Here is an 18,006-nt window from a genome sequence, read left to right on the forward strand (position 1 = left end):
CAGGTATACGCGCGGACGCTAGCTACCCCCGTCCAGCGCGGGCCACCATACTGATCCTCAAGAGGGAATGCACGCGTCGTCATGAGCCGCCTCGTGATGAAATTCGGCGGCACGTCCGTCGCAAATATCGAACGTATCCGCAACGTCGCACGCCATGTGAAGCGTGAGGTCGACGCCGGGCACGAGGTTGCCGTGGTGGTCTCGGCCATGTCGGGCAAGACCAACGAGCTGGTCGCCTGGTGCACCGATGCTTCCCCCATGCACGACGCGCGCGAATACGACGCCGTGGTCGCTTCCGGCGAGCAGGTGACGTCGGGATTGCTGGCCATCGTGCTCCAGAGCATGGGCATCCAGGCACGCTCCTGGCAGGGCTGGCAGATCCCGATCAAGACCAGCGACGCCCACGCCTCGGCCCGCATCGAGGACATCGACGGCACCGAGATCATCAACCGCTTCAAGGAGCGCAAGGAGGTCGCGGTCATCGCCGGCTTCCAGGGCATCAATCCCGAGACCGGCCGAATCACCACGCTCGGCCGCGGCGGCTCCGACACGTCGGCAGTCGCGATCGCCGCCGCCGTCAAGGCGGATCGCTGCGACATCTACACGGACGTCGATGGCGTCTACACCACCGACCCGCGCATCGTGCCGAAGGCGCGCCGGCTCGACAAGATCGCGTTCGAGGACATGCTGGAACTGGCGTCGCAGGGCGCCAAGGTGCTTCAGGTCCGCTCGGTGGAACTGGGCATGGTCCACAACATGCCGATCTTCGTCCGCTCGAGCTTCGACAAGCCCGAGGACATCGACCCGCATGCCAACCAGCCGCCCGGCACGCTGATCTGCAGCGAGGAGGAGATCATGGAAAACCACGTCGTCACCGGCATCGCCTTCTCCAAGGACGAGGCCCAGATCTCGGTGCGCCAGATCGAAGACAAGCCGGGTGTCGCCGCCTCGATCTTCGGCCCGCTTGCCGATGCCAACATCAACGTCGACATGATCGTGCAGAACGTCTCCGAGGACGGCAAGACCACCGACCTGACGTTCACGGTGCCGGCGACCGACTACGCCCGCGCCAGGGACACGATCGCCGCCGCCAAGGCCAAGATCGGCTACGCGCGGCTCGACAGCGCCACCGACGTTGCCAAAATCTCCGTGATCGGCAGCGGCATGCGCAGCCATGCGGGCGTCGCCGCCCAGGCGTTCTCGGCGCTGGCGGCCCGGAATATCAACATCCGCGCCATCACAACCTCCGAGATCAAATTCTCGGTTTTGATCGACACCGCCTATACTGAGCTTGCGGTGCGGACGCTGCACACGCTCTACGGTCTCGATCAGGTTTAGACGAATTTTCTGTTAGCGGTCGCAGCAAACGCGAAGGTGTACACACCTTCGCGTTTGGCAGGCGTTTTGCTTGGCAAAACAAGCCTCAATTCGCTATACGGCGAACAGGGTGGGCTGCCGCTGACTGTGCCCCAGTTAGGGCGGCGCCGATTCGGTGCAAGCGCTAAATCTGGGAAGATTTGGGTTCGTGCCGACGCCGGACGAGCAAATTTGTTGTTTTTCTGGAGTTTTGGGCCAGCCGCCGGCTACCCCGCCGGGTCAGGCAGATGGAGGAGATTGACGGCACATGCGGAGCGCGTCGGGAGGTCCCCGCGTCTTGTTGAGACGGCTCCGCGAAACCATGGCGGAGCAGGTCTCGGCCCAGGAGCGGCTGGACAAGATCGTGGTGCTGATCGCCGCCAACATGGTGGCCGAGGTGTGCTCGGTCTATGTGCTGCGCGTCGACAACACCCTCGAGCTCTACGCCACCGAAGGCCTCAACCGCGAAGCGGTGCACCATACCGTGCTGAGCGCCCATGAAGGTCTGGTCGGTCTCGTCGCCAGCGAGGCCACTCCGCTCAACCTCAGCGACGCCCAGAGCCATCCGGCCTTCTCGTTCCGTCCCGAGACCGGCGAAGAAATCTACCACTCCTTCCTCGGCGTGCCGATCCTGCGCGCCGGCAACACGCTCGGCGTGCTGGTGGTGCAGAACCGCGCCAAGCGCAATTATGTCGAGGAGGAGCTGGAGGCGCTCCAGACCACCGCCATGGTGCTGGCGGAGCTGATCGCCTCGGGCGAATTGTCCGCGCTGGCCCAGCCCGGCCTCGAGCCGGCCGCACGCCATTCCGCGCAGAAAGTCGGTGCGATCCTCTCCGAAGGCATCGCGCTCGGCCATGTCGTGCTGCACGAGCCGCGCGTCGTCATCAAGGACTACATCGCCGAGGACCTGCCGAAGGAAATCAAGCGGCTCGATACCGCGCTCGCCAAGCTGCGCTCCGACCTCGACCGCATGCTGGAGCGCGGCGACGTTGCCGAGGGCGGCGAGCACCGCGACGTGCTGGAAGCCTACCGCATGTTCGCCAACGACCAGGGCTGGTCGCACAAGCTGCACGAAGCGGTGGCGACCGGTCTCACCGCGGAAGCCGCGGTCGAGCGCGTGCAGTCCGACACCCGCGCGCGCATGCTGCGCTCCACCGATCCCTATTTGCGCGACCGCCTCCACGATCTGGAAGACCTCGGCTACCGCCTGATGCGGCAGCTCGTCGGCCAGGATCACGCGCCGTCACGCGAGCAACTGCCCGACAACGCCATCGTCATTGCGCGCGCGATGGGCCCGGCGGCGCTGCTCGACTACGACCGCAAGCGGCTGCGCGGCATCGTGCTGGAGGAAGGCACCGCCAACTCGCACGTCTCGATCGTCGCGCGCGCGCTCGGCATCCCCGCGGTCGGCGAGGTGCCGAACGCGCCGGGTATCGCCGATCCTGGCGACGCCATCATCGTCGACGGCACCTCCGGCTCGATCTATGTGCGGCCCTCGCAGGAGATCGAGGCGGCCTATGCGGAGCGCGTGCGTTTTCGTGCGCGGCGCCAAGCGCAGTATCTGGCACTGCGCGACCGCCCCTGCGTCACCAAGGACGGCGAGGCGGTCGAGCTTATGATCAACGCGGGTCTTGCGATCGACCTGCCGCATATCGACGACACCGGCAGCGCCGGCATCGGCCTGTTCCGCACCGAGCTGCAATTCATGGTCGGCCAGAGCCTGCCGCGCACCAGCGACCAGCTCGCGCTCTACCGCACCGTGCTCGACGCCGCCGGCACCAAGCCGGTCACCTTCCGCACCCTCGACATCGGCGGCGACAAGGCGCTGCCCTATATGGAGGCCGTGATCGAGGAAAATCCCGCGCTGGGCTGGCGTGCGATCCGGCTCGGCCTGGACCGCCCCGGCCTGCTGCGCGGCCAGATCCGCGCCCTCTTGCGCGCCGGCGGCGGCCGCGCGATCCGCGTGATGTTCCCGATGATCTCGGAGGTCGGCGAATTCGATTCGGCAAAGGCGTTGGTCGAGCGCGAGCTGACATATCTGCGCCAGCACGGCCACACGCTGCCGGAGCGCATCGACATCGGCACCATGGTCGAGGTGCCGGCGCTGCTCTACCAGCTCGACGAGCTCCTGAAGAAGGTCGACTTCATCTCGGTCGGCTCCAACGATCTGTTCCAGTTCCTGTTCGCGGTCGATCGCGGCAACGCCAAGGTCTCCGAGCGCTTCGACACCATGTCGGCGCCGATTCTGCGCGTGCTGCGCGAGATCGTGCGCAAGTCCAAGGCGGCGCAGAAATCCGTCTCGCTGTGCGGCGAGATGGCATCCAAGCCGATCGGCGCGCTGGCGCTGATCGCGATGGGCTACCGCTCGCTGTCACTGTCGGCGACCGCGCTCGGGCCGGTGAAGGCGATGATCCTCGAGCTCGATGCCAAGAAGGCCGCCGCGATGCTCGATCCGCTGCTGGACGCGCCGGCCGGCACCGTCTCGATCCGGCAGAAGCTGACGCAATTTGCCGAGGCCGAAGGGCTGTCATTGTAGCGGGCCGGTCCGAAGCCGCCCGCCTCGCCCCTTCCTGCACCTGAGACTTGATCGATGTCGTCACTCCCCGAAGCCAAACTGGACGTCCTCCTTGCGCATCACGCCTCGCTCGAGGCCGAGTCGCTCGGCCAGCTGTCCTCCGAGCGCTATGTCCAGGTCACGCGCGAGCTCGCCGAGATCAACCCGCTGATCGACGCGGTGAAGAGCTATCGGTCCGCGGTGAAGGAGCTCGCCGACACCGAGGCGCTGATCGCCGATCCCGCGACAGATGCAGAGATGCGCGACATGGCGGAAGCGGAGCGCGACGAGCTTTTGCCCAGGATCGAGGATCTCGTGCAGAAGATCCGCGTCGCGCTGTTGCCCAAGGACGCCATGGACGACCGCAACGTGATGCTGGAAATCCGCGCCGGCACGGGCGGCGACGAGGCCTCGCTGTTCGCCGGCGACCTGTTCCGGATGTACGAGCGCTTTGCCGGCTTGCAGGGCTGGAAGGTCGAGGTGATCTCGGCGAGCGAGGGCACCGTCGGCGGCTACAAGGAAATCATCGCCGAGGTGCAGGGCCGCGGCGCATTCTCCAAGCTGAAGTTCGAATCCGGCGTGCACCGCGTGCAGCGCGTACCCGATACCGAGACGCAAGGCCGCATCCATACCTCCGCCGCGACGGTCGCCGTGCTGCCGGAAGTCGAGGATGTCGACGTCGACATCAAGAACGAGGATCTGCGCATCGAGACCATGCGCGCGCAGGGAGCCGGCGGCCAGCACGTCAACAAGACGGAATCGGCGATCCGCATCACCCACATTCCGACCGGCATCGTCGTGATGATGCAGGACAGCCGCTCGCAGCACAAGAACCGCGCCTCGGCGATGAACATCCTGCGTTCGCGCATTTACGACGCCGAACGCCAGCGCGTCGAAGCGGCGCGCTCGGCCGACCGCAAGGAGAAGGTCGGCTCCGGCGATCGCAGCGAGCGCATCCGCACTTACAACTTTCCGCAAGGACGCGTCACCGACCACCGTATCAATCTGACGCTTTACAAGCTGCCGCAGGTGATCGCGGGCGAAGCGCTCGGCGAGCTGATCGACGCGCTGACCACCGAGCACCAGGCCGCCCAGCTCGCGGCGCAAGGTGCCGCGGCCTAAAGCCTCTTCGTGCGGAACGATCGCAGGATCTTGCTCAAGGCCGGGCTTGCCGCACGCAGCTCTTCGAGATGGATTTTTGAGAGCGCCCGCAGCTTCTGCTCGCCCTTGGCCGTCAGCTTGAGCCGGACCTTCCTGGCGTCCTGCGGATCGGCGCTCCGGCTGACGAGCTTCAGCTTCGTCATCCGGTCCATCAGCTCGACCGCGGTATGATGCCGGATCAGCAGGAAGCGCGCGATATCGCCGATGCTTGCGGCGTCGGGTCCGGCGAAGCCCTTGATCGCGAGCAGTGCCTGATGCTGTTGGGGCGTCAGCCCGGCGCGCTGGGCTGCAGCCTCGCTGAAGGCCAGGAAGGTTCGCACCTGGTAGCGGAATTGCGCCAATGCCTGATAATCGGCCTCGCGCATCGCCGCGCTCTCGCGTGGCGCCGGCGTCGTCTGCTTCGGTTGAACCATGCCGTGCCGCCCGCCTCGATCTCGCGATCCGCCGACAGGGGCGGATGGCTCGAAGCTAGCAAGCGGCCGGCCCCGGACCAACCGGCAGGGATCGCGGATGCACAGCTATCCGCCGGACTATTCGAAGTTGGAGAAGTTCGAGAGCAGGATCTTCACCAGGATGATCTGGAACGCGATCGGGATGCGCACGCTCCTTCGCCGGATCGACCGCTGCAATGCGCCCGCAATCTCGGTGCTGGTGAGAGCGCCGGAGGCGGCGTTGGCGATCAGCCGCGTCCACATCTCCGACAGTGATCCGCCGGGCCGGATCGTCGGCTTGATCGTGACGCCGCAGCCCTGCGCCCAGGCGATGATCTCGCGCGTCGTGTGCGGACCGCAATTGCGCGCGGTGGCAAGACGCTCGGCGGTCAGCGCAAGCAGCAGCTCGCGTGACGGCGACCAGTTGCCCTTCGGCGGCTGCTCACCGGTCAGCTCGACCGCAAGCTCCTTGAGCACGTTCTGGGCGCGCACGCTCAGCGTCTTCATCGGGCCGGGCGCCGGGTTCGACTGACCGGCAGACGAACTCCGCCAGCTGTCCGACCGGTTGCGCGTCTCCTGCGCCATGATCCGCTGGCTCTCGCCATCGGCCGCAGTCCGGCCGGACTCCCGCGGCCAGGATCGCCGCTTCCTGACCCTCGCCGTTCTCGTTTGCCGCGTCATCTCGCCTGCCGAACCCATCGCTCACGTACTCATAAAGACTAATATATATCGTTATGCGATATGTTTTTGCGAGATAATTTTCGTCGCCCTACGAAAGGCGAAATTGACAGCGCGCCATCACAAGCAATGCTTGCGGCAAGAGTTACACGGGGATGTGACACGACGCGTTTGGCCGGCGACACCGGGCGAGCGCGACAAAGGGTCGCGTCTTTCAAACAAGCATGCTTGGGAGGAACTTGATCATGACGGACAGCTTCATCGGCCGCGGGCTGCATTCCAGACTTTCACGCCGCCGCTTGTTGCAGGGCAGCGCCGGCATCATCGGCGGCTCGCTGCTGCCGGCGATGCCCGCTTTTGCCGACGACAAGCCCGCGCTCGGCACCTATCCGGCCGGCGCTTCGGGATCATCGGTCTTTATCGGCATCTCCGTGCCGCGCACCGGCACCTATGCGGTGCAGGGCGAGGACGAGCTCAAGGGCTATCAGCTCGCGATCGAGCACATCAACAGCGGACACGATCTGATCAAGAAGATCTCGCCCAAGACCAGCAAGGGCGTGCTGGGCAAGGAGCTGAAATTCGGCGTCGCGGATTCCGCCGCCAAGCCCAACGAGGCGGTGCAGGCACAGCAGCGCTTCATCAGCGAGAACAAGGCGATCATGATCACCGGCGGCACGTCGAGCGCGGTCGCGGTCGCGCTGAACAAGCTCGCGCAGCGCGAGAGGGTGATCTTCGTGTGCGGCATCTCCGGCTCCAACGATACCACCGGCAAGGATTGCGTCCGCTACGGCTTCCGCCAGGACTTCTTCGGCCAGACCGCGGCGGCCGCCATCGGGCCGGTGATGGTCAGGGAGTTCGGCAAGAACAAGAAGGCGGCCTATCTCACGCCCGACTATACCTATGGGCACACCGTGACCAAGTCGATGCAGGACTTCCTCGCGACCGCGGGCTGGACCACCGCGACGAACCAGGTCGCGCCGCTCGGTGCGCCCGACTATTCCTCATATCTGCTCAACGTCGCGAACTCCGGCGCCGACGTGCTCATCAACGTCAACTGGGGGCACGACGCCGTGCTGTCGACCCAGCAGGCCAAGCAGTTTGGCGTGCTCGACAAGATGAAGCTCGTGATTCCCTATCAGGTGCCCTTCATCGCGCGCGAGACCGGCGGATTGATGCAGGGCGTCTACGCAGCAACCGACTATTGGTGGACCATCGAGGACAAGTTCCCGCTCGCCAAGATGTTCAATGACGCCTTCGCGGCGAAGTACGGCTACAAGCCGGAATGGGGCGCCGAGAATGCCTATGTCAGCTTCGCGCATTGGGCCCGCATGTGCGAGGAAGCCGGCAGCTTCTATCCGCCTGACGTCATCAAGGCCTATGAGAAGGGCGAGACCATTCCCTCCTTCGTCGGCGACGTCCACTACCGCGCGGAAGATCATCAGTGCGTCCGTCCTGTCATCATCGTCAAGGGCAAGATGGAAAAGGACATGAAGAACAAGGAGGACTATTACGACGTCGTCGAGATCGTCCCCGGTGAGGAGTTGATGCAGAAGCCGGACGCGTTCGGCTGCCATCTCGGCGAATACACATGAACCTGGGTTGACCCCTGTGACGCCGCAGGCAACTGCCAGGCCTGCGGCGTCAGCCTTTTGCGGATCGGCGTGTCGATCCGCGCGTGCCGGAATCAAGACGCATTCATGATCAGTTGGCCCAATCTCATCTCCCAGCTCTTCAACGGGCTCGCGCTCGGCGCGCTGCTCGCGCTGATCAGCTCGGGTCTGACCATCATCTACGGCACGCTCGGCGTGCTGAACCTCGCGCATGGCGCGATGTTCATGATCGGGGGCTACGCCGGCTTCGTCGCCTTTGAATATACCCACTCGTTCATCCTGGCGGTGATCGCGGGCTCGCTGTTCGTGATGCTGCTCGGCGTCGCGATGGAGCGGGTGATCATCCGCCACTTCTACCAGCGTCCGCATGAAGACCAGCTTCTCGTCACCTTCGGCCTCGGCATCTGCTTCGTCGAGATCGTGCGGCTGATCTTTTCCAGCCAGTCGCAGATCGTGCCGCCCCCGCCGCTGTTCCAGGGCATCACCAATCTCGGCTTCATGTTCTATCCGACCTATCGCCTCGCCGTAGTCGGCATCGTCGCGATCGCGCTCGGCGCGCTGTTCCTCGTGCTCTACCGGACCCGCCTCGGCATGATCGTGCGCGCCGGCATCGAGGATTCCGTGATGGTGGATTCGCTCGGCATCGACGTCTACCGCGTCTTCATGGTCGTATTCGGCATCGGCGCGATGGCCGCCGGGTTTGCCGGCATCGTCAACGCACCGGTGGTGTCGCTGACGCCGGGCGTCGGCGACGACATTCTGGTCGAGACCTTCGTGGTGGTGGTGATCGGCGGCGTCGGCTCGTTCCCGGGCGCCATTCTGGGCGGCCTGATCGCCGGCGAGATCATCAGCGTCACCTCCATGTTCAACCCCGGCTATGCCTATGTGATGCTGTTTGCTGCGATGACGCTCGTGCTGGTGGTGCGACCGCATGGCTTGCTCGGCGTGCAGGGGCGCGAATGAGTAACGCTTCGATGCCCAAGCAAGCGAAGTCCAGGCAGCTTCCTCATCTGATCGAGATCCTGACGGCGGCCGGCCTGATCGCCGCGCCGTTCGTGCTGCCCCATCTCGGCTTTGCGCCGAACACGGTGAACCGGATCCTGGTCTGGGGCCTGTTCGGCCTCGGCTTCGACATCCTGTTCGGCTTCACCGGGCTGCTGTCGTTCGGCCAATCCGCCTTCTACGGCACCGGCGGCTTCGTCGCCGCCTGGCTCCTGACGCGCGCCGGCTTCGGCAACGTGCTGGGCGCGCTGATCATCGGCATGATCGCTGCGGCTGCGACCGGCTATTTGATCGGATTGATCGCCCTGCGGCGCACCGGCATCTACTTCGCCATGATCACGGTGGCGATCGCGGAAGTGTTCTACTTCGTCGAGTTCAATCCGCTCGCCGACTTCACCGGCGGCGAGAACGGCCTGCCGGGCGTGCCGACACCGAGCTTCGATATCGGCTTCACGACCCTTCACTTCTCCGACGGATGGTCGCTCTACCAGTTCATCGCGCTCTGCTATTTCATCGGCATCGTGATCGCGCTCAGGATCGTGCGCTCGCCGGTCGGCGCGGTCTTCAGCGCGATCCGCGACAATCCGCTGCGCGCAGCCGCGGTCGGTCACAACATCCACGGCTACAAGCTGACCGCCTTCGTGATCGCAGCCGCCTATGCCGGCTTTGCCGGTGGCCTGCTCGGCGTGCTGCAAGCTTTCATGCCGCCGGACGCCTTCACCTTCGATACCTCCGGCCAGCTCGTGATGCAGACTGCGATCGGCGGCAGGGGTACGCTGTTCGGCCCACTGGTCGGCGCCGCCGTCTGGCTGTTCCTGCAGGATTTCTTGCAGGCTGCGATGGGATTGGGCGCCGCCTGGAAGCTCGTGCTCGGCGTCGTCTTCGTGGCTTTGGTCTGCTTCCTGCGCGGCGGTATCGTCGGCGGCATCATCAATCTCTACGGCGTTGTCACGGGCAAGCGGGCCGCGGCTCCGGCCGAGGAAGCGCCGGCTCTGACAGACCGGCAGGCCGCGGAGGCCGAAACAGCGGAACGAGCGCCTCTCGTCCCTGCACCGGCGGACACCAGACGCGACCACCGCCCGGGTCCGATCCTGCAAGCCACCGGCCTGACCAAGCGCTATGGCGGCCTCGTCGCCAACAGCGACATCGATTTCACTGTCAATCATGGCGAGCTGCGCGGGATCATCGGTCCCAACGGGGCCGGCAAGTCGACCTTCTTCAAGATGCTGACCTGCGAGGTCGCGCCGACCTCGGGGCGTATCGTCTTCGAGGGCCGCGACATCACGGGACAGCGCGTCACCGATGTCTGCCAGCTCGGACTGACCAAGAGCTATCAGGTCAACCAGCTCTTCGCCGGCCTGACGGTGCGGCAGAACCTGACGATCGCTGCGCTCGCCAAATTGCGCGGCAAGTTCCGCCTCGATCTGTTCCGCAAGCTCTCCGGCGTGAAGGGCCTTCCGCAGCAGGTGGAGCATACGCTTCATCTCGTCAACCTGGCCGCACGGGCCGACACGCCGGTCGCCGAGCTTGCCTATGGCGAGAAGCGCCGGCTGGAGATCGGGCTCGCGCTCGCCACCTCGCCTCGCCTCTTGCTGCTCGACGAGCCGCTCGCCGGCATGAGTCCGCGCGAGAGGGTCGAGACCGTCCGCCTGCTCAAGGCCATCGCGCGCGATCGCACCATGATCATCATCGACCACGACATGGATTCGCTGTTCGAACTGGTCGAGCGCGTCACGGTGCTCCAGGAGGGCCGCGTGCTGCTCGAGGGCACACCGGAGGAAATCAGGACCAACGCCGCGGTGCAGGAAGCCTATCTCGGCGGCGTGCACGGAGAGATCGCCGCATGAGCCTGATCGAGGTCAACGGCCTGAACAGCTATTACGGGGACTCCCACATCCTGTTCGACGTCGCCATGCGCGTCGAGCGGCACGAGGTGGTGGCGCTGCTCGGCCGCAACGGCGCCGGCAAGAGCACGACGCTCAAGAGCCTGATGGGCGTGGTGACGCCACGCAGCGGCACCGTGATCTTCGACGGCACCGACATCGCCGGGCGTCGCAGCCACAGAATCGCGCGGGCCGGCATGCAGCTCGTCCACGAGGAACGCCGCATCTTCGGCAGTCTCAGCGTCGAGGAAAACATCGTCATTGCTGGCTTCACCGCCGAGAATCGCTGGCCGCTCGATCGCATCTACGAGATGTTCCCGCGGCTGAAGGAGCGGCGCGGCAATCGCGGCAACGAGCTCTCCGGCGGCGAGCAGCAGATGCTGGCAATCGCGCGCGCGCTGGTGCGCGATCCCAAGATCATCCTGCTGGACGAACCGTTCGAAGGGCTTGCCCCCGTGATCGTCCGCGATCTCGTCAGGGCATGCGGCGATCTCGCCGCGGCGGGCCAGACCATCGTGCTGGTCGAGCAGAATCTGGCTGCGACGCTGGCGCTGGCAAAACGCATCTACATCATCAACAACGGCCATATCGTGCACGAGGGCCCGGCGCAGGAGCTGAAGGCGCAGCCACAGCTCCTGCAGCGCTGGCTCGGCGTTTGATCCGCCGGATCATGCGCCGAGCGCGGCAATCAACCGCCTGGCGTGATCGGCGAGCACTGCGGGATCTTCCCGTCGCGTCTGCGGTGGCAGCAATTCAACGCCCGCTCTGACGGGCATGACATGCATGTGCAGGTGCATGACTACCTGCCCACTCGCGGGCTCGCTGAATTGCTGGATGATGATGCCCTCGGCGCCGAACGCCTTCATCGCTGCAACAGCGATCCGTTTGGCCGCACGTGCCACCGCGGCAAGATCGTCCTCGGAGACATCCAGGATGCCGCGCGCGGGCGCCTTGGGAATCACCAGGGTATGGCCGGGCGAGCGCGGCATGAGGTCGAGAAAGGCCAGCACACGCTCGTTCTCGTAGACCTTGAGGCAGGGGATTTCGTCGCGCAAAATCTTTGCGAAGACATTCTGATCGTCATAGGTCGTCATGGCTGTCACCGTGCATTTTCGCCGATCAAACGCGCCCCCTTCCGTTGACGCAAGCATGGGCATCGTCCTATCCACGTGGCCAGGCAGGATGGATCCAGCGGTGGCAGATTTCGTTCCCGGAGACAGCATCGAGAGCACGCGGCGCATTCTGGCGGCGCGGCTGAGATCGGCCGCGATCGACGAGGCCGAAATCGAGGCGCGTCTGCTCGTCGGAGCTGTGCTGGACCTCGACCTCACCGGGCTGATCACGCAGGCGAGCCGGCCGCTCACGGCGACCGAGACCTCGCAGCTCGAACGATACGCGCGGCGGCGCCTCGTGGGCGAACCGGTCGCGCGTATTCTCGGCACCAGGGAATTTTGGGGCCTTCCCTTTCAGCTCTCGGACGCAACACTGGTGCCGCGGCCCGACACCGAGACCGTCGTCGAGCTGGCGCTGGAGATTTTTCGTGAAGGTCCCGCCTCCGGCAGGCCGCCGCGGATCGCCGATATCGGCGTGGGTTCGGGCGCGATCCTGCTGGCGCTGTTGCATGAGATTCCGGAAGCGTTCGGTGTCGGGACCGATGTCAGCCTGACCGCGCTCGGCACCGCGAAGAGTAACGCCGCAGCGCTTGGCCTTGCCGACCGTTCCGCCTTCATCGCCTGCTACTACGCGGCCGCGCTCGCGGGTCCCTTCGACGTGATCGTGTCGAACCCTCCCTACATTCCCTCGGGCGACATCGCGAATTTAAGCGTCGAGGTCCGCGATTATGATCCGCGGCTTGCGCTCGACGGCGGCAATGACGGCTTCGACGCCTACCGCGCCCTGATCCCGCAGGCGGCCCAGCTTCTGGCTCCCGGTGGATCCCTGGTGGTGGAGGCCGGACAAGGTCAGGCGCGTGGCATTGAAACCTTGATGGCGGCTGCGGCGTTAGAGGTGGAGAGGCCACCCAAGGCTGATCTGGCGGGCGTGTTGAGGGCCGTGTCGGCCCGAAAAATGCCCCCATAAAAGCCCGATTGGGTTGCAAAAACCTCTTGGAATATCCCGTGGGAACGACTACGTTCCGGTCAAACATCGGTGCCGGCCCCGTAGACCTACGGGCGAAAGCCGGGCTCTCGAGGCGAGAGCTGCACTGGATTGAAGGTTCCAAGCCGCAGGTCCTGTTAAGCGCGATGGCCCGTGGAGCTGCGCTGCTTTCCGACCGCAAAGTGAACGAAAGCCTGATATTGCGCTTGAAGATTTACGCAAGAAACCAGGGCTTGTTTCGGCAGGCAAAATGAATGGGTTCGCCGGCGATAGGCGCTGGCGATGGGGAACGCGTGTTGGTTGAACGCGACGGTCAACGACATCGGCAGGGACCTTGGTCGGGATTTGGGCAGGGATTCGAGCTGCGCGCGGCGCGCGCGCCAAACCTGCGCCGCAGCAATTTAGGTCACTCTCAACAGCACTAACGCGTACGAACTTTTCAAGGGCTGGAATTAAAGGCAGGACATGAGAAACGGTCAGAACAAGCAGCGGATGCGCAACCGGAATAACAACAACAATAACCGGCGCGGCCAAAACCCGATGACCCGGGTTTACGAGTCCAACGGACCCGACATCAAGATCCGCGGCACCGCCTCGCACATCGCCGAGAAATATCTCCAGCTCGCGCGCGACGCGCGTTCCTCCGGCGACCCGGTCGCGGCCGAGAACTACTACCAGCACGCCGAACATTATTTCCGGCTGATTGCCGCGGCCCAGGAACAGTTCCGCCAGAACCAGCAGCAGCCGCGCGGCGGTGAAGAAGTCGTCGTCAGCAGCGACGACAGCGAAGACGACGGCGAGAGCTTTTCGAACTTCGGCCAGGAGCCGGGGTTCGTCCCGCAGCCTCAGCAGCAACCCTATATGCGCGAGCGCGATCATCAGCGCGACCACCAGCAGCGTGGCGAGGGCCAGCCCTATCAGCGCGACCAGCAGCAGCCGCGCGAACATCGCGAGCGCGACCACCGTCCGCAGCCGCAATATCAGGCCCAGCCGCAACCGCAGAACCAGCCGCAGCCGGTGATTGCGGATGCCGGCAGCGTCGATCGCCTGCCCTCCTTCATCACCGGCGCGCAGCCGCAGGCCAATGGCGGCCAGGGCGGCTTCGAAGGCGGCGGTGGCGGCGAGCGCTATCCGCGGCGGCGCCGCCGGCCGCATGGCCCGCGCCCCGACCGCGAGGCAGCACCGGCCGCCTCGAGCGACGATCTTGCGCCCGGCGAGTAAGCCGCAAAACCTGCTTCGATTTATCCGATACGAAAAAACGCTCCGGCTCGCCGGGGCGTTTTGCTGTCAGCCATTTTGCCGTCAGTTTCACGTCACCGTCGTCGAGGACGGCACCAGCACGGGCTTCAGCGAAGGAATCAGCCGCGCGCGTTCGCGCTTCGCCGGGATCACGCGGTAGACCTGCTTGGTCGCTTCCACGATGTGCACGCCGGCGAACGGCAGCGATAACGCGGCGCCCGCACGCTCCCACATCAGCGCCGACTTCAGCAGCCAGCGGCCGGCATAAGGCGGCATGAACAGCGCCTCGCCCCAGGCGGTCGGCGTGAACCAGGTCTGGCGCAACAGATCGGTGATCTGTGCGCGCGAATAAGGCCGGCCATGGCCGAACGGCGTGTTCTCGGTGCGCGTCCACACCCCTCGCCGATTCGGAATCACGGCAATGACGCGGCCCGAGGGCGCCAGCACCCGCCACACCTCGCGCAGCAGCGCCGCCGGGTCGTCGCAGATCTCCAGCGCGTGGACCAGGAGGATGCGGTCGACCGCAGCATCCGGCAGCGGCAGCGAGAACTCATCCACCAGCGAGGCGAGCGCAGGCCGGCCCGTCGGCCATTTCAACACGCCCTGGGCCGCGGGCATGAAGGCGATGCAGCGCTCGGCGTCCTCGCGGAACAGGCCGAGATAGGGGGTGGGATAGCCGATGCCGAGCACCCGCTGCCCCTCGGCACCCGGCCAGCGCTCCCTGATCCCGCGATTGATCAATTGCCGCGCCACGATCCCCAGGCGGCGCGAGTAGAAGTCACGCAGATCAATGACATCGATGCTCATGGGCGCAATGTAACATGCGCCCGGCGGGCTGGGCGCGCGGAATATTGCATTGCCTGCGCAACGTTAACGCCATATCTGTTTGCCGGGGCTGAGCGCGATGGAGATATCATGGCCGCCGAAATTCGTACTTTCACCTGTTTAAACGACAATTTCGGTTATCTGATCCACGATACGGAAACCAAGGCCACCGCCTCGATCGATGCGCCGGAAGCCGGGCCGATCCTGCAGGCGCTGGAGCACGAGGGCTGGACGCTCACCGACATCCTGATCACCCATCACCATGGCGATCATGTCGGCGGCGTCGCCGAGCTCAAGCAGAAATACAATTGCCGCGTCGTCGCGCCGCACGACAAGACGACGAAAATCGCCGATGTCGATCTGCGTGTCGTCAATGCCGACGTCATCAAGGTCGGCAGCCTGCTCGCGCGCGTGCTGGAAACGCCCGGTCATACGCTCGACCATATCTCCTACGTGTTCGACGCAGAGAAGGTGGTGTTCGCCGCCGACACGCTGTTCTCGATCGGCTGCGGCCGGGTGTTCGAGGGCAACTATCCGATGATGTGGGATTCGCTCCTGAAGCTGCGGGCGCTGCCCGACGACTTCAAGCTCTATTGCGGCCACGAATACACCGCCTCCAACGTCAAGTTCGCACTCACCATCGAGCCCGACAATCCGGCGCTGCAGGCCCGCGCGGCGGAGGTGACCAGGCTCCGCGCGGAGAACAAGCCCACGATCCCCTCACTGCTTGGTGATGAGAAGCGAGCAAATGTGTTCCTGCGCGCCGATGACCCGTCGGTTGCAGCCAAGCTACACATGAAGGGTGCCGACGGCGCCATCGTGTTCGGCGAATTGCGCGAACGCAAGAACAAGTCCTGACGGGGGAGTAATGTCGACCGCTGCCGAGATCATCGCGCGTCTTGAACTGCGACCCCATCCCGAAGGCGGACATTATCGCGAGACGTTTCGCGACCAGAGCACGGACTCCAACGGGCGGTCGCGCTCGACCTTGATCTATTTCCTGCTCGCACGCGGCGAACGCTCGCACTGGCATCGCATCGATGCGGTCGAGACCTGGCACTACTATGCCGGAAGTCCGTTGACGCTGCGCATCGCGCATGAGGGCTGCACGCAGCACGAGGTGCGTCTCGGCACGGATCTCCTGGGCGGTGAACGACCGCAGGCGATCGTACCGGCGCATGCCTGGCAGATGGCCGAGACATCGGGCGAATGGACCCTGGTCGGCTGCACCGTGGCGCCGGCCTTCGAGTTCGCAAAGTTCGAGCTCGCGCCGAAGGGCTGGGAGCCCTGACTCGTTGTCAATCCGGGCGATGCGCAGCATCGAACCCGGCATCTCGCGCAGCATTCGCTCATCGCTGGCTTCCGCGTTCGCGCTTCGCGCGCCGGGGAATGACGTCACCGCTTCAACAACAGTAGGTCCCTCGCCGCGATCAGGCCGCCGCCGGCGATCAGGACCGCGGCGATCGCGATGTTGGCGCTGACCTTCGCAAAGCCGGCCGCGATGAGGAAGGCCGTCGAGAGCAGTGGCGTCGCGTAGGACGCCGCGCCAAGCACGCGGATGTCGCCGCGCTTCATGCCGACGTCCCAGGCGTAGAACGCCGCACCCACAGGGCCGACGCCGAGGCCGATCACCGAGAGCCATTGCAGCGTCGTCTCCGGCCACACCGTGGTCTCGAGTGCCGCATGCATCACTGCAGCGAGCAACGCGGTGGCAAGGCAGAAACCGGCGACCGCGTCGGTCGGCACCGCTTTCAACCGGCGCGACAGCACCGAATAGCTGGCCCAGACGAACGCCGCGATGAAGGCAGCGATCAGCCCCGGCAACTGGCCTTGCGCAAAACCAGACGAGTTGCCGGCGAACAGCAACACGGTGCCGACGAGACCGAGCACGGCGCCGACGACATGATGCACGGCGAGACGCTCGCCCGGCAGGAAGGACGAGAACAGCACGATCAGCAGGGGCCAGAGATAATTGAGCAGGCCCGCTTCTGCCGGTGGCGCGAATCGCAGCGCGAGAAAGTAGAGCGCGTGATAGCCGAACAGCCCGCCGACGCCGACGGCCCACACGATGGGCGGCTGGCGCAAGCTTGCTGCCACTCCACTGCGGCCGATCCAGGTCAGGAGACCGACCAAACCGCCAATCGCGAACGTCATCGCAGCGAGTTGGAAGGCGGGAATCTTGCCGGTCGCGACGGTCATCACTGCAAGCAGGGACCACATCAGGATTGCGGTCAATCCGATCAGCGTCGCGGTGCGGGGAGTCATCAGAGAGGATACCTCGTCATTCCGGGTTCGGCTCTGAGCCTGTCATCGGGCCGGCCAAAGGCCGGACCCGTTGGAGTCCCCCGGAATGACAGTGCATGCGCCGATGCCCGGGACAAGCCCGGGCATGCCGACTTTACTGATATCGGCGCGCGTGATGCTTGCGCATCACACCATGTACTGGCCGCCATTGACCGAGAGCGTCGAGCCGGTGATCGCGCCGGCCTCGTCCGCCGCGAGGAACACGACCGCGCGGGCGATCTCCTCGGGCTCGCCGAGGCGGCCGATCGGAATCAGCGGCAGGATCGCTTTCTCCAGCACGTCCTTCGGCACCGCCTGCACCATCTCGGTGTTGATGTAGCCCGGGCAGATCGCATTCACGGTTACGCCGCCCTTGGCATTCTCCAGCGCGAGCGCCTTGGTGAAGCCGATCTCGCCGGCCTTTGCGGCGGAATAGTTCACCTGGCCGAACTGGCCCTTCTGGCCGTTGATGGAGGAAATGTTGATGATGCGGCCGAACTTGCGCGCGCGCATGCCCTCGATCACCTGGCGCGACATGTTGAACAGCGAGCCGAGATTGGTGCCGATCACGGCATTCCATTGCTCGAGGCTCATCTTGTGGAAGGCGCCGTCCTTGGTGATGCCGGCATTGTTGACGAGCACGTCGACCGGGCCGACCTCGGCCTCGACCTTCTTCACGCCCTCGGCGCAGCCGTCGAAGGAACTGACGTCCCATTTGTAGACGTTGATGCCGGTCTCGGCCTTGAACTTCTCCGCCGCTGCGTCATTGCCGGCATAGCTCGCCGCGACCTTGTAGCCGGCCGCCTTCAGCGCCTTGCTGATCGCGGCACCGATGCCTCGCGTACCACCCGTGACCAATGCAACACGTGCCATATTGTATTCCTTCC

At 65.1% G+C, this 18,006-nt stretch carries 17 protein-coding genes; 11 read left to right on the plus strand and 6 right to left on the minus strand.

Features of this window, described 5'->3' with window-relative positions:
• Positions 1-81: 81 nt before the first annotated feature.
• The 3 genes from ACV1FX_RS23065 to prfA all read left to right on the plus strand — a co-directional run bounded on the left by ACV1FX_RS23065 (position 82) and on the right by prfA (position 5,032).
• Positions 82-1,338 (plus strand): aspartate kinase, encoded by a 1,257-nt coding sequence (locus ACV1FX_RS23065; protein WP_473119860.1) that lies wholly within the window; start codon positions 82-84, stop codon positions 1,336-1,338.
• A 286-nt stretch (positions 1,339-1,624) separates the two neighbouring features.
• Positions 1,625-3,892 carry a phosphoenolpyruvate--protein phosphotransferase gene (gene ptsP, locus ACV1FX_RS23070; protein ID WP_473119861.1) on the plus strand — a complete coding sequence of 756 codons (2,268 nt, stop codon included), beginning with the start codon at positions 1,625-1,627 and terminating at the stop codon, positions 3,890-3,892.
• 54 nt (positions 3,893-3,946) lie between these two features.
• Complete coding sequence (prfA, locus tag ACV1FX_RS23075) at positions 3,947-5,032, plus strand: peptide chain release factor 1 (RefSeq protein WP_473119862.1); 1,086 nt, start codon at positions 3,947-3,949, stop codon at positions 5,030-5,032.
• Here prfA and ACV1FX_RS23080 read toward each other — a convergent pair.
• Both ACV1FX_RS23080 and ACV1FX_RS23085 read right to left on the minus strand, forming a co-directional pair.
• Positions 5,029-5,484 carry a MarR family winged helix-turn-helix transcriptional regulator gene (locus ACV1FX_RS23080; protein WP_473119863.1) on the minus strand — a complete coding sequence of 152 codons (456 nt, stop codon included), beginning with the start codon at positions 5,482-5,484 and terminating at the stop codon, positions 5,029-5,031. The two genes, prfA and ACV1FX_RS23080, sit on opposite strands and share 4 nt — an antisense overlap.
• Before the next feature lie 117 nt (positions 5,485-5,601).
• The gene (locus tag ACV1FX_RS23085; RefSeq protein WP_473119864.1) at positions 5,602-6,201 is read right to left on the minus strand and encodes a hypothetical protein; all 600 of its coding nucleotides are present in this window, start codon (positions 6,199-6,201) and stop codon (positions 5,602-5,604) included.
• A 224-nt stretch (positions 6,202-6,425) separates the two neighbouring features.
• Here ACV1FX_RS23085 and ACV1FX_RS23090 point away from each other — a divergent pair, with 224 nt between their 5' ends.
• From ACV1FX_RS23090 to ACV1FX_RS23105, 4 genes are all read left to right on the plus strand, one after another.
• Complete coding sequence (locus ACV1FX_RS23090) at positions 6,426-7,772, plus strand: substrate-binding protein (RefSeq protein WP_473119865.1); 1,347 nt, start codon at positions 6,426-6,428, stop codon at positions 7,770-7,772.
• A gap of 105 nt (positions 7,773-7,877) precedes the next feature.
• On the plus strand, positions 7,878-8,753 hold the full coding sequence (locus ACV1FX_RS23095) for a branched-chain amino acid ABC transporter permease (protein WP_473119866.1): 876 nt from the start codon (positions 7,878-7,880) through the stop codon (positions 8,751-8,753).
• Positions 8,754-8,764: 11 nt separating this feature from the next.
• On the plus strand, positions 8,765-10,639 hold the full coding sequence (locus tag ACV1FX_RS23100) for a branched-chain amino acid ABC transporter ATP-binding protein/permease (RefSeq protein ID WP_473119867.1): 1,875 nt from the start codon (positions 8,765-8,767) through the stop codon (positions 10,637-10,639).
• Entirely contained in the window at positions 10,636-11,334 is a 699-nt protein-coding gene (locus tag ACV1FX_RS23105) for an ABC transporter ATP-binding protein (RefSeq protein WP_473119868.1), read from the plus strand. The genes ACV1FX_RS23100 and ACV1FX_RS23105 overlap by 4 nt, the downstream gene beginning before the upstream one ends.
• 9 nt (positions 11,335-11,343) lie before the next feature.
• Here the strand turns inward: ACV1FX_RS23105 and ACV1FX_RS23110 are convergent, their stop codons facing one another.
• Complete coding sequence (locus ACV1FX_RS23110) at positions 11,344-11,769, minus strand: HIT family protein (protein WP_473119869.1); 426 nt, start codon at positions 11,767-11,769, stop codon at positions 11,344-11,346.
• 88 nt (positions 11,770-11,857) lie between these two features.
• Between ACV1FX_RS23110 and prmC the strand changes: the two genes are divergently transcribed.
• Both prmC and ACV1FX_RS23120 read left to right on the plus strand, forming a co-directional pair.
• The gene (gene prmC / locus ACV1FX_RS23115; protein ID WP_473119870.1) at positions 11,858-12,754 is read left to right on the plus strand and encodes a peptide chain release factor N(5)-glutamine methyltransferase; all 897 of its coding nucleotides are present in this window, start codon (positions 11,858-11,860) and stop codon (positions 12,752-12,754) included.
• Between the two features lie 483 nt (positions 12,755-13,237).
• Positions 13,238-13,993, plus strand: a complete 756-nt coding sequence (locus ACV1FX_RS23120) for a DUF4167 domain-containing protein (protein ID WP_473119871.1) — start codon at positions 13,238-13,240, stop codon at positions 13,991-13,993.
• A gap of 87 nt (positions 13,994-14,080) precedes the next feature.
• Here ACV1FX_RS23120 and ACV1FX_RS23125 read toward each other — a convergent pair whose 3' ends face one another.
• Positions 14,081-14,818, minus strand: coding sequence for a methyltransferase domain-containing protein (locus ACV1FX_RS23125; RefSeq protein ID WP_473119872.1), 738 nt, complete (start codon positions 14,816-14,818; stop codon positions 14,081-14,083).
• Between the two features lie 108 nt (positions 14,819-14,926).
• Here ACV1FX_RS23125 and gloB point away from each other — a divergent pair, with 108 nt between their 5' ends.
• Entirely contained in the window at positions 14,927-15,694 is a 768-nt protein-coding gene (gloB, locus tag ACV1FX_RS23130; RefSeq protein WP_473119873.1) for a hydroxyacylglutathione hydrolase, read from the plus strand.
• A gap of 10 nt (positions 15,695-15,704) precedes the next feature.
• Positions 15,705-16,127: a cupin domain-containing protein gene (locus ACV1FX_RS23135; protein WP_473119874.1), complete on the plus strand. Its 423-nt coding sequence runs from the start codon at positions 15,705-15,707 to the stop codon at positions 16,125-16,127.
• 104 nt (positions 16,128-16,231) lie between these two features.
• Here the strand turns inward: ACV1FX_RS23135 and yddG are convergent, their stop codons facing one another.
• Positions 16,232-17,101, minus strand: coding sequence for an aromatic amino acid exporter YddG (gene yddG / locus ACV1FX_RS23140; protein ID WP_473119875.1), 870 nt, complete (start codon positions 17,099-17,101; stop codon positions 16,232-16,234).
• Between the two features lie 165 nt (positions 17,102-17,266).
• Positions 17,267-17,992 carry an acetoacetyl-CoA reductase gene (gene phbB / locus ACV1FX_RS23145; RefSeq protein WP_473119876.1) on the minus strand — a complete coding sequence of 242 codons (726 nt, stop codon included), beginning with the start codon at positions 17,990-17,992 and terminating at the stop codon, positions 17,267-17,269.
• Positions 17,993-18,006 lie beyond the last annotated feature (14 nt).

It is taken from the genome of Bradyrhizobium ingae, assembly GCF_055791185.1.

Coding starts and splice junctions, on each gene's coding strand:
- prmC (WP_473119870.1), top strand. CDS start 11,858: ATGGATCCAGCGGTGGCAGATTTCGTTCCCGGAGACAGCATCGAGAGC.
- ACV1FX_RS23095 (WP_473119866.1), top strand. CDS start 7,878: ATGATCAGTTGGCCCAATCTCATCTCCCAGCTCTTCAACGGGCTCGCG.
- ACV1FX_RS23110 (WP_473119869.1), bottom strand. CDS start 11,769: ATGACGACCTATGACGATCAGAATGTCTTCGCAAAGATTTTGCGCGAC.
- phbB (WP_473119876.1), bottom strand. CDS start 17,992: ATGGCACGTGTTGCATTGGTCACGGGTGGTACGCGAGGCATCGGTGCC.
- ACV1FX_RS23085 (WP_473119864.1), bottom strand. CDS start 6,201: ATGGGTTCGGCAGGCGAGATGACGCGGCAAACGAGAACGGCGAGGGTC.
- prfA (WP_473119862.1), top strand. CDS start 3,947: ATGTCGTCACTCCCCGAAGCCAAACTGGACGTCCTCCTTGCGCATCAC.
- ACV1FX_RS23080 (WP_473119863.1), bottom strand. CDS start 5,484: ATGGTTCAACCGAAGCAGACGACGCCGGCGCCACGCGAGAGCGCGGCG.
- yddG (WP_473119875.1), bottom strand. CDS start 17,101: ATGACTCCCCGCACCGCGACGCTGATCGGATTGACCGCAATCCTGATG.
- gloB (WP_473119873.1), top strand. CDS start 14,927: ATGGCCGCCGAAATTCGTACTTTCACCTGTTTAAACGACAATTTCGGT.
- ACV1FX_RS23065 (WP_473119860.1), top strand. CDS start 82: ATGAGCCGCCTCGTGATGAAATTCGGCGGCACGTCCGTCGCAAATATC.
- ACV1FX_RS23120 (WP_473119871.1), top strand. CDS start 13,238: ATGAGAAACGGTCAGAACAAGCAGCGGATGCGCAACCGGAATAACAAC.
- ACV1FX_RS23105 (WP_473119868.1), top strand. CDS start 10,636: ATGAGCCTGATCGAGGTCAACGGCCTGAACAGCTATTACGGGGACTCC.
- ACV1FX_RS23090 (WP_473119865.1), top strand. CDS start 6,426: ATGACGGACAGCTTCATCGGCCGCGGGCTGCATTCCAGACTTTCACGC.
- ACV1FX_RS23125 (WP_473119872.1), bottom strand. CDS start 14,818: ATGAGCATCGATGTCATTGATCTGCGTGACTTCTACTCGCGCCGCCTG.
- ptsP (WP_473119861.1), top strand. CDS start 1,625: ATGCGGAGCGCGTCGGGAGGTCCCCGCGTCTTGTTGAGACGGCTCCGC.
- ACV1FX_RS23100 (WP_473119867.1), top strand. CDS start 8,765: ATGCCCAAGCAAGCGAAGTCCAGGCAGCTTCCTCATCTGATCGAGATC.
- ACV1FX_RS23135 (WP_473119874.1), top strand. CDS start 15,705: ATGTCGACCGCTGCCGAGATCATCGCGCGTCTTGAACTGCGACCCCAT.